This window comes from Allobaculum sp. JKK-2023, assembly GCF_034745455.1.
Classification (GTDB): domain Bacteria; phylum Bacillota_I; class Bacilli_A; order Erysipelotrichales; family Erysipelotrichaceae; genus Allobaculum.
The window spans coordinates 3,267,079-3,278,067 of sequence record NZ_JAYERV010000003.1 but is presented as its reverse complement, the minus strand read 5'-3'; the positions used below and the strand labels follow the sequence as shown (position 1 = coordinate 3,278,067).

The window sequence follows — 10,989 nt, the reverse complement described above, 5'->3', positions numbered from 1 at the left end:
ATTCAATTGCTATTCCACTTTATTTCCATAATATTGATACAATTCACAACACTATGGCTTTTTAGCGCACAGCAACGGATGATTGAATTTCATTTACTTTGAGCATATAAGAGGCATCGCGATGAATTTCAGGGTCATATTGGATTTTGTCCGCTCATAGGCAGGCAATTTTTCCATTGTCTGTTCGATTGGACGTCAAAAAAGCGCACCGGTCTTGCAGGTACGCTAAAAGATGCATATTTTCAATATTCTACTTTTGTTCACTAAAGTCATGACCATAACTTTATCCTCCAAAAGCTGCAGATTCTCTGCGAGATTCATGTTAGACAAAACCTGGCGTCATTTCAATGGAAGGTTCTGAAAACGCTTAGAATGAACTCACCTTGTCGCTTTGAAAGCCAATGGAAACAGAAAGAAATAGATAATTCTCTTTCAAACCAACAATTCATTGAATCACTCTGCCCCCTCGATATAATGAAGTCGTTTATGAGGAGGAAAACCATGGAAGAAAAAGAACTGCTCTATGAGGGCAAAGCAAAAAAAGTATTCCGCACTGAAGATCCTGAAATCCTGATCGTGGATTACAAGGATGACGCAACAGCATTCAACGGTCTGAAGAAAGGCACCATCAAAGGAAAAGGCGCCATCAACAACCGGATGACCAACTACCTGATGAAGCTTTTGGAAGAGAAAGGCGTTCCAACTCATTTAGTTGAAGAAATCGACGATCGCAAAACTGCGGTCAAAAAAGTACAGATCGTTCCTCTGGAAGTCATCATCCGCAACAAAGCTGCGGGTTCATTCTCCAAACGTCTGGGCATCCCGGAAGGAACAGAACTGAAATGCTCTACACTCGAATTCAGCTACAAAGACGATGATCTGGGCGATCCACTGATCAACTCCTACATGGCAAGAGCCATCGGAGCGGCAACCCAGGAAGATATCGACACGATCACTGAGTATGCATTTAAAGTCAATGAAGTTCTCAAAGAATTCTTTAAAGAAATTGGTATTGAACTGATCGACTTCAAACTCGAATTCGGTAAAACAACTGACGGCACCATCGTTTTAGCCGATGAAATTTCTCCAGATACTTGCCGCTATTGGGATATCAAGACCGGCGCACACCTGGACAAAGATACTTTCCGCCGCGACCTGGGAAATCCAGAAGGCGCTTATCAGGAAGTCTTCGCCCGGATGGGGTTTGATGCCGAATGAGTAACCATACAGTCTACCAGTCCCCTTTTGCCGGACGTTATGCCAGCAAGGAAATGCAGTACCTCTTCTCTGAAGAGAAAAAATTCCAGACCTGGCGCAAACTCTGGATCGCCTTAGCCCAGGCGGAACAGGAAATGGGACTTCCAATTACAGATGAGCAGATTGCCCAGCTCAAAGAGCACGCGACCGACATCAACTACGAGGACGCCAAGGCCCGCGAAGCCATTGTCCGCCACGATGTGATGAGCCACGTATATGCCTATGGTCTGCAGGCTCCTGATGCCAAAGGCATTATTCACTTAGGGGCAACCAGCTGCTATGTGGGCGACAACACCGATCTGATCATCATGCATGAAGGTCTTGAACTGCTTTTAAACAAGATCGCTGCTGTCCTTGCCCGCTTAAAACAGTTCGCCATGACCTATAAAGACATGCCCGCTTTAGCCTTCACCCACTTCCAGCCTGCGCAGCCAACGACAGTCGGAAAACGCGCTTCGCTATGGGCTCAGGATCTGGTGATGGACTACGAAACCATCGAATGGCTGCTGGAAAATAAAAAGCTTTTGGGTCAGAAAGGAACAACTGGAACCCAGGCTTCCTTCTTAGAGCTGTTTGATGGCGACAGTGCCAAAGCAGCTGAAATCGACGAGCGCATCTGCCATAAGATGGGCTATGACAACTGGTTTGCGGTTTCCGGCCAGACCTATCCGCGTAAATATGACACGCAGGTTCTTCAGGCTCTTTCGGGAATTGCCCAGTCCGCCCATAAGTTCTCTAATGACCTGCGGCTTTTACAGCACAAAAAGGAAATGGAAGAACCCTTTGAAAAAGGCCAGATCGGCTCTTCTGCCATGGCGTATAAGCGCAACCCCATGCGTTCTGAACGCATGGCTGCCCTGTCCAACTATCTGATTTCCGATACCATGAACCCGGCACTGACCGCAAGCACCCAGTGGTTTGAAAGAACGCTTGATGACTCGGCCAACAAACGAATCTCCATTGCCGAAGGTTTCCTGGCTGCTGATGCCATTCTGGATCTTTACCTGAACATCACCGACGGTCTGGTTGTCTATCCAAAAGTCATCGAAGCTGACCTGCGCAAAGAACTGCCATTCATGGCAACCGAAAACATTATGATGGATGCCGTGAAAGCCGGTGGGGACCGTCAGGAACTGCATGAAGCCATTCGTGTTCACTCCATGGCCGCTTCACGTCAGGTCAAAGAATTCGGTCTGGAAAACGATCTGCTTGAACGAATTGCCAACGATGATCGTTTCCCATTAACTCTCGAAGATCTGCAGGCCAGAATGAATCCATCGCTGTATGTGGGCCGTGCGCCAGAACAGACAGTTGAATTCTTCACCAACGTTGTCGATCCAATTCTTGAAAAGCACCCAGAAGCTGCCGCTTTAACTGCTGAAATCAACGTTTAGCACAAAAGGAAAAAGTCCATCTTCTGATTGTCTTTGACAGACCCTGGCTTGAACAGATAAAACTAACGATAAAGAAAAGACCAGCTTCACGGGCTGGTCTTTTTCTCTGCTTACAATTTTCAGTCCCTTTTCTTTGGCCTTTTCACGCAAATTGGACCAGTCATAAACAGGGCGGCTCATCAAATGTGAACTGTTTAATCTCATTCAAAACCAGAGATGAATTCTTCTTCCTTTTGCGAAATCATTTTCTGACTGTCCCGCTTTGTATTCTGTTCCCTGATTTCGTGGTTTCGCAGTTTCATCCAGTTTTCTACTCCTGTTCTCTACTCTTGCTGCCTGCTCCATTCCCCTGATCCTTGGCTTCTTTGATGGAGTTGCGATCTGGATTCTGTGGTTCATCCTTCATGATCCGGCCTATTTTTTCCTGCCAGGTTTTACGCCGATTCGGATCGAGACCTTCAGACTGAAGGACAATCTCTTTGGAGGTGATTTTGGAAGCTTTTGGTTTTGAGGCTGGCTGATACGAAGATCCCGCTTCAGCGACCATCATGTTTTTTTGTCCAGACGGATTCGATTTTTGAAGGACAGACGGATAGTCGACAGTCTTTAGAACCTTTACATTCTTCTTTCTGGAAGCTGGTTCTGATTCACTCAAAGCTGGTTTTGGTTTTGACAGAGATGAAGATCCAATGACAGGAGAAGAGTCTGCCGATCCATACTGGCCAGTTAAGGCATCGATCACTTTCTGGCACTCATCTTTATCTTTGATCAGGCCAAACAGATACTGAATAAAACTTCTCTTCTCTACATCTTCACCAAAAAAATACGCGAAGTACTCTTCTTTGGTTAACTTTGGGCTGTAAACTCTTGTAATCGCATTTTTAAAATAGCCAAAGCCGCGCAGCTCGACAATGCCTTTGTTTACAAGTCTTGTCAGGATATTATTGGCTGTATTGCGGTTAAGTTCCTGGCCCGGAAAAATCTCCTTGTAATGCCCCTGCAAGTCTGAAATGGCTGCCGGTTCCTTAAAATCCCATAGTGTGAGCATGATTTTGAATTCGTTGCCTTTTAATTCACGTAACATCCAATTGGCACCTCTCCATCCCGTTGTCAGGGTACTGTTTCGCTTACATTACTATTCATCAGGATAGAAGTCCAATTAAGGCCTTCATTTTGTTCTTACATTTTTATTGTTTTATGACTATTTATGCTTTTATTTCAGATATGTGATCTTTGATTCTGATTTATACATAATTTTATGTTTTAATTAAAAATTACACTTACGTCAATTGACTATCATGGTATCATCGAAACAGCAGGCTGACAGGAAGATGGCATCCTAATATTCAAATTACAGGATGCACGCTACTTATTTAGATATCATCAAACTGATATATTCATAATTTTCAGAGTTAGTCCTTTATTTATCGTCAATATACGGTTCCTTCTGAAAAACCAGAGTGTTTTTAACCTGAGGTCTCGATCGAATCGGTTTCCAGCTTCTTTTTGCTTTATTCTCTTTGCTTTCTTTTGGCAGATTTCATCAGACAAAAAAAGGTCCCAGATTCTGATCAATCAGAACCTGAGACCTGAAGTGTCCATTGAAACTTACTTCGCGAGAGCGGCTTTTGCTTCATCAACGATTTTTGTGAAGCCAGCAGCATCATGGATAGCCATTTCGGATAACATCTTACGGTTGATATCGATGTTAGCCAGTTTCAGACCGTGCATGAGTCTGGAATAGGAAATATCGTTCATGCGGGCTGCAGCGTTGATACGTGCAATCCAGATTTTACGCATATTGCCTTTCAGTTTACGACGGTCATTGTATGCATATTTAAAGCTGTGCATAACCTGCTCATTAGCAGTTTTGTACAGGGTATGTTTACTTCCAAAGTAACCTTTGGCAAGTTTTAAGACTTTTTTTCTTCTTCTGCGGGAGACTACTCCACCTTTTACTCTTGGCATATTCTCTTAATCCTCCTCTTATTTCACAAGCATGTCTTTGATTCTTTTATAGTCGCTGTGGTCAACAATTCCAGATTTGGCCAGGTGGCGTCTCTGGTCTTTTGTCTTCCCATGGAAACGATGAGAAGTATAAGCGTGATGTCTTTTCAGTTTTCCGGATCCGGTTTTCTTAACACGTTTTGCCAGACCTCTGTGGCTTTTCATTTTTGGCATGTGAATTTCTCCTTCTTTATGGTTCAGTTCTTATCAGGCGCTGGTGCCTGTTTCTTTTTCTGCGGTGCAAGGACAATGGACATTACATTGCCTTCGAGTGACGGTTTCTTTTCCACCACTGCGATATCCTTTACCTGCTCGAGAAAGTCGTTCATAATCTGACGGCCAACATCCTGACGCGTCATCATACGTCCGCGGAATCGCATATCAATTTTGACTTTCATGCCCTGCTCAATCCATTTACGAACCTGGCGGAGCTTGGTTTCAAAATCATGCGTATCCACTACAGGAGAAAGACGGAGCGATTTCAGCTCAACTGTGTGCTGTTTACGCTTTGCTTCCTTTTCTTTTTTCTGCTGTTCAAAGTGGTATTTACCATAGTTGAGGACTTTGCAGACAGCCGGACGAGCTTTAGGAGCCACACAAAGCAGATCCAGATTCTGTCTGTACGCAATGTCCAGAGCCTCATTTCTGGATTTAACTCCTAATTGTTTTCCATTGGCATCGATGACCAGGACTTCCCGAAACGGGATTTTTTCATTATAGAGATCATCGTTGACATTGTTAGGGACAACTTTTCGGTTATTGATAATTGAATACCTTCCTTTCATGAATCCATAAAAAAATGGGCGCAGAGCGCACCCGTCGTATACCGTTTTCGAATCGATTGGAATTCGAATGGCATCGAACCCATGTATCTCAAATACATCAGGTGAGAAGGGGTGCTTCTTCTTTCCATTTCTTACCGAGTCATCATACTCAATTGACTCAGTTGTGTCAAACTTTAATGCCCATTTCGACATTTTTCCTTATTTTGACAGAAATATCCTATTTTTCACAAGGATATTCCTGCTTTTCTCTTTAGTCAGCGTTCCGGGCTGTATCTTCCTGTCCTGTTTGACTCAGATCCCGGTCTTGCCTGAGCTGCTCCAATATTTCTATTTCATTATCGCCATACGTTACTTCCTTCTGTCCCTGTCCGATATCCTCCATCTATCTCCACCAAAGCGCAGAAAGAATTTATTGAACCGATAAAATAAACAGCAGCAGAGTTTCCTGAATTCAGTCTGTCTCCAAATCCACATCCATCCAAACTTGAAATCACCACATAGTACGGTTTAAATAAAACAGACCCAGCAGTCATTATAAATATAGTCCAGTCTTCGCAGACCCAGCCGGTAAAAACTAAATCAACAAGACATATACTCTCAGCCAGGCTATCAGAAAACAGACACTATAAAGGAGAAAATGGACTATGAATATGGCTCTATTGTACTTTAGGTGGGCTTTCAGATCGAAAAAAGGGGACGCCCTCTTTTTTCGATTGATGGCAATCCCCTTAAATAAAGCGTAGATATGAAAAAGGACATGTGTTATCCTTTAGCTTCCAACACAGAAAGGATACAAAAAACACATGACCCACAATCAGCTTATCAAAAATACTCAAAACCTCAAGGGGGTTACCATCTCAAAAGTTGAAGAAAACACTGATGGCGACACTTTATACATCTACATTCAGCTTCATAAAAAGCTCCGGGGAATCTGTCCCCATTGTCATAAACATGCTCCTGGATATGATTCAAAAACCCAGAAGCGGCATTGGCGCGCTCTCGACATGGGAACTAAAAAAGTTATCCTGGTCAGCGATGTTCACCGGGTAAAATACCCTGAGCACGGTGTCGTAACTGAAGAGGTTACCTGGGCCTGGCATCAGTCCCGGTTCACCAAGAAGTTTGAGCAGCAGGTCGCCTACCTCACTGTTCATCAGTCTAAAAAGCTCGTCTGTGAGCAGATGAGAATCAACTGGAGAACTGTCGGATCCATCGTTTCCCGTGTTCAGAAAGCTAAGGAGAAAGACCCCAAAGCGAAGTATGAAAATCTCGAAGCTATTGGGGTTGATGAAACAAGCCATAAAAAGGGACATACCTACCTTACAACAGTCGTGAACCACAAGACTGGAGAAATCATCTGGGTCCATGATGGCTTTGGAAGCAGCGTCCTTGAGAAGTTCTTTATCGAAATTGGCCCAGAAGCTGCCTCTAAAATCAAGATGGTCAGTGGTGATGGTGCCAGATGGATTAAAAACACAGTCAGTAAATATGCTCCTCAGGCTGTTTTCTGCATTGATCCGTATCACGTTGTCACATGGGCTCTTGATGCTATGGATAAGATGCGCCGCCGCATCTGGAGAGAAGCCTATGAAGCAGAAAAGACTCTACCTAAACGGAAAGCTGGCCGCCCTAAAAAAGGGGAAGAACCACAGGCCAAGGAATCCAAGGCGCTGAAGCATTCAAAATATCCTCTGGGTAAAAATCCGGAAAACCTGACAGACTACCAGAAGGCCAGCCTGGAACAGATTCAGAAAGTCTATCCAAAACTGTTTCGCGGCTATCAGCTGAAGGAGTCTCTCAGAATGATTTTCCACACCCCTGAAGGAGTAGAAGGAGCACTGAAAAAATGGCTTTCCTGGGCCTGCCGGTGTCGAATTCCTGAATTCGTCGAACTGAATAAAAAGATTCGCCGTCATCGCTATTCCATATTGAACACAATGGAATACGGTTTATCGAAGGCCAGGATTGAAGCTCTGAATAACAAAATCAAGCTGATCATCCGCAGATCGTATGGATTCGGGAATACTGACAATCTCATCGACATGATCAAGCTGGTCTGTTCAAACGTTGGAAGAAATCTTCGCCCGGCGTACAGCGCAGATGTTGACTTCGACTAGGGTGGTCACCTCGCCGGTGGGGCGCTCGCTCGGCTCTAGAAGATTGAAGGGGGCCCTTCCTTCTGTCACCTCACTCGCGCCTGATCATTTCACAGAACCTGAGAGCCCGCAAGGGGACGCAAGCTTAAACCCCTTGCGGGCTCCCAGAACCTGTGAAAAGCCAGTCTTGCGAGCGAGGCGACAGAAGGAAGGGACAGCGACCGTTCAAAGGGTGTTTTTATCAGTGTTACCCACCTGAAGTGCAATAGCCTCATGAATATGATTGAAATCAAATCTCAGAGAGATTGAACCTTTCTGTCCATTGTTTTCAATTGAAAATAAGTCTCAAATTCTAAATCTGCAAATAGCGAATCATGGCCAGCATGGTATCATTCTGACCTTGAAAATTGTCATGGTGTTTCTTTGTTCTGTGGATCTGTCCACGATCGATTCTGTGTATATTTTCATCAGTGCTCTGGCCGCACTCACCATCCACGCCGAATACAGTCCATTTGGAAAAATGTAAACGGTTCAAGTTTTGAAATTCAGAAGTTTTGACAGGTTCCTGATTCTTCTTAGGTTCAGCAAATTGCCCTGATAAAATAGGCCTGCTTATCAAAATCTAATCTGAATCGCAAACAGGATTTACCCAGTTTGTCCTCCAGATTCAATATCAGGTTACGACCAGAAGAAAAAGAAAGGAATACAAGGAATAACTGAAAGGAATACAAGGAATAACTATGGAAAAAACAATGGATATGACGCAAGGATCCCCCGGTAAGCTTATCTTGCGTTTTGGTCTGCCACTGTTGTTTGGCAATGTTCTGCAGCAGCTGTACAATTTTGTAGATACAGTTGTCGTGGGCCGCGGGGCCGGGCTGACTGCCCTCGCTGCCGTCGGCGCAACCGGATCCATCAACTTTCTGGTCCTGGGTTTTATCATCGGTCTCACCCAGGGCGTTTCGATTCTCAGTGCTCAATACTTTGGAGCCAGAGATCACCACTCTTTAAAGCGGGCAATCACAATGTCTGGGCTGCTCTGTCTTGGCGGCGTCGTGGTTCTGACTGCCATTTCCGTATTGAAAGCAAGGTCTTTGCTGGCCTGGATGAATACCCCTGCCCAGATTCTCGAGCAGGCAACTTTATATATTCAAATCATCTTTATCGGCAGTATTGCTAGTACAGCCTACAATTTCTTTTCGGGCATCCTGCGCGCTCTTGGCGATTCTAGACATCCATTAATTGCGATGGTTATCGCCTTTTTTGTCAACACGATTCTGGATGTCCTGTTTGTGATTACCTTTGGGATGGGAGTTGCGGGAGCAGCGTGGGCGACCGTCATTGCCCAGGTTTTCTCAGCCGGGTATTGCTTTGTCTGCCTTCGCCGGATTGAGTGGCTGGACCTGCATCGTGGTGACTGGAAGTGGGATGGAAAAATGTTTCTGCGTTCGACAAAGCTCTCCCTTCCTGTGGCAATCATGAACTCCATTACCGCAGTAGGCGTCATGATTTTACAGGTGGCTATCAATGGCTTTGGTTCGCTCTACGTCGCTGGTTATGCTGCAGCCAGCAAAGTCATTGTCATTCTTGAACAAATCTCTTCAACCTTCGGCTTTGCGGCGGGAACGTATGCCGGCCAGAACCTTGGCGCCGGAAAAATCGATCGAATCGTCCATGGGGTCCGGGCTGCCAACGGCATCGTGCTGGCGATGAACCTGGGTGCGGCAGCCTTATGTCTGCTCTTTGGGCAGTCACTCATGCACATGATGATGGGAAGTGAAGATCTGGAAGCTGTAGCCATTGCGACCCACTGCCTGCAGGTTCTGTCCATCTTTATGGTCTTCTTAGGCGGGCTATGGGTCTATCGCTGTTCGTTACAGTCCATGGGAGATACCTTATGGCCGATGGTTTCAGGAATTCTCGAGTTTACTTCTCGTCTTGTCTTCGTTTTGTGGCTGCCCTCGATATTTGGCTTTACCGGCATCCTGTTTGCGGAAAGCTCGGCCTGGATTTCAGCCATGCTTATGTTGATGCTGGTCTATCAGATCACGATTAAAAAACTCAAAAAGAAACAGGATTCCCTGGTGACACCGGCTTAGATTCCAGTGCCATCCACGATCCCATCTGGCTTTCTTTGAAGTTCAAAGCTCTCCCTGAAGAGTAAATTCAGGTTCTGCAATCCAGAAAACAAATCCACCTTAACCAAAACGCCTTCCCAAAAGACAGATTTGAAATCTGCATTCTTAAGGAGGGCGCTTTATTCTTTCTGGCCGCAGAAAAGTCCGGCCATGAAGGAATTCATTTCTCCATTCCGCCTTCTCACTCAGCCTCATTATTCTTCAACCGCTTAAGGTTCTTCGAGGGCCTCCGCCATTCCGTACAAAATCAGATATAAATCTGGCTTATGAATCAAAAAAGTATTTTGTATTCAACTTATTCCTCTGAAAAAGTTGTTTGTCTCCATCTTTTTCAACGGTACATTCTCTTTCTTGCCCGCAAACGTGCCCTTCCTGGCGATCCAGTCGTCTTTAATCTGAAAGCTCTTGACTTTTCACTGCCTCCTCTGATTCTTCCCACCCACAAAAGATTTGATTCTTCTATACTTTTGGTTTTTACCTCTGATTTTGGAGTTACTGAAAAACTGGAAAAGAAAAATCCTCTATTCCAGCAGTCAGCAGGTGATTCTGTTCAAAGCAGGTCCACCTGTTTTCATATCTCTTGTGGATCTTAAGCTTCTGCCAACTCATCGCAATCTGGTACGTTCCATCTTGGATCGCTCAGATCAACCGGTTTGTCATTGAGTGTGGCCGAAACCAGTTTGTCTGCCAGATAGTTGAGTTCCATATAGAACAACGGTATAGAGGTCTGCATGTAGTAAAGAAAAATCAGATCCCCTTTCCATAGATTCAGCTCACGGATCTGCTGCCAGTTTTTCCAGACCAGGTCCCCTTCTGGACAGTCTGCCAGACTGCCTTCATAATCGGTGCCCGTATACAGAAACATCAGCTCAGAAAACAGTTCGTCTTCTGGATTTTTCCGAAAATTAAACGTGATGATGGCCCTGAGCGTTGGATCTTTCCAGTCCAGGCCGGTTTCTTCCCTGCACTCGCGCTTCATACAGGCCAGTACGGTTTCTCCATTTTCGAGCTTGCCGCCAATCCCGATCCACTTATCCTGGTTGATATCGTGCTTCTTCTTTACGCGGTGCAGCATCAGTACTTCATCCTGATGGCAGATATAGCCAAGCGTTGTTACAACCATGTTCAGTTCCTCCATCTTCTTGATCGTCGGATTCGTGATTTTCAGGGAATCTGGCAATCATGTTCTGTCTGATTTTTTTGAATCCTTCAATGATCTGACTGTCATTGTAAGCCAGGTAAGGAATGCTGGAAACTTTCTTCACCTAGACTTGGTCATCACTACGGTTTGTCTGATAAAAAAGAGTCCGGT

General features: G+C 44.9%; 10 protein-coding genes. 5 read left to right on the top strand and 5 right to left on the bottom strand.

Annotation, left to right across the window (positions count from 1 at the left end):
• Window positions 1-501 precede the first annotated feature (501 nt).
• Entirely contained in the window at window positions 502-1,218 is a 717-nt protein-coding gene (purC, locus tag U4956_RS13215; RefSeq protein WP_323091151.1) for a phosphoribosylaminoimidazolesuccinocarboxamide synthase, read from the top strand.
• Window positions 1,215-2,651 carry an adenylosuccinate lyase gene (purB, locus tag U4956_RS13210; RefSeq protein WP_323091150.1) on the top strand — a complete coding sequence of 479 codons (1,437 nt, stop codon included), beginning with the start codon at window positions 1,215-1,217 and terminating at the stop codon, window positions 2,649-2,651. The genes purC and purB overlap by 4 nt, the downstream gene beginning before the upstream one ends.
• Window positions 2,652-2,961: 310 nt before the next feature.
• Here purB and U4956_RS13205 read toward each other — a convergent pair whose 3' ends face one another.
• The 4 genes from U4956_RS13205 to infC all read right to left on the bottom strand — a co-directional run bounded on the left by U4956_RS13205 (window position 2,962) and on the right by infC (window position 5,443).
• Entirely contained in the window at window positions 2,962-3,735 is a 774-nt protein-coding gene (locus U4956_RS13205) for a BlaI/MecI/CopY family transcriptional regulator (RefSeq protein WP_323091149.1), read from the bottom strand.
• Window positions 3,736-4,259: 524 nt separating this feature from the next.
• Window positions 4,260-4,619, bottom strand: coding sequence for a 50S ribosomal protein L20 (gene rplT, locus U4956_RS13200; protein ID WP_323091148.1), 360 nt, complete (start codon window positions 4,617-4,619; stop codon window positions 4,260-4,262).
• 18 nt (window positions 4,620-4,637) lie between these two features.
• Window positions 4,638-4,832 carry a 50S ribosomal protein L35 gene (gene rpmI / locus U4956_RS13195; protein ID WP_323091147.1) on the bottom strand — a complete coding sequence of 65 codons (195 nt, stop codon included), beginning with the start codon at window positions 4,830-4,832 and terminating at the stop codon, window positions 4,638-4,640.
• Window positions 4,833-4,855: 23 nt separating this feature from the next.
• Entirely contained in the window at window positions 4,856-5,443 is a 588-nt protein-coding gene (gene infC / locus U4956_RS13190; RefSeq protein WP_323091146.1) for a translation initiation factor IF-3, read from the bottom strand.
• Between the two features lie 803 nt (window positions 5,444-6,246).
• Here infC and U4956_RS13185 point away from each other — a divergent pair.
• The 3 genes from U4956_RS13185 (at window position 6,247) to U4956_RS13175 (ending at window position 10,270) form a co-directional block, all read left to right on the top strand.
• The gene (locus U4956_RS13185) at window positions 6,247-7,560 is read left to right on the top strand and encodes an ISL3 family transposase (protein ID WP_323091145.1); all 1,314 of its coding nucleotides are present in this window, start codon (window positions 6,247-6,249) and stop codon (window positions 7,558-7,560) included.
• 719 nt (window positions 7,561-8,279) lie between these two features.
• On the top strand, window positions 8,280-9,638 hold the full coding sequence (locus U4956_RS13180; protein WP_323091144.1) for an MATE family efflux transporter: 1,359 nt from the start codon (window positions 8,280-8,282) through the stop codon (window positions 9,636-9,638).
• A 305-nt stretch (window positions 9,639-9,943) separates the two neighbouring features.
• Window positions 9,944-10,270, top strand: a complete 327-nt coding sequence (locus U4956_RS13175) for a hypothetical protein (protein WP_323091143.1) — start codon at window positions 9,944-9,946, stop codon at window positions 10,268-10,270.
• On the opposite strand, the gene U4956_RS13170 is transcribed toward U4956_RS13175, so the two are convergent.
• Complete coding sequence (locus U4956_RS13170) at window positions 10,267-10,800, bottom strand: NUDIX hydrolase (protein WP_323091142.1); 534 nt, start codon at window positions 10,798-10,800, stop codon at window positions 10,267-10,269. The genes U4956_RS13175 and U4956_RS13170 overlap by 4 nt on opposite strands.
• Between the last annotated feature and the right edge of the window lie 189 nt (window positions 10,801-10,989).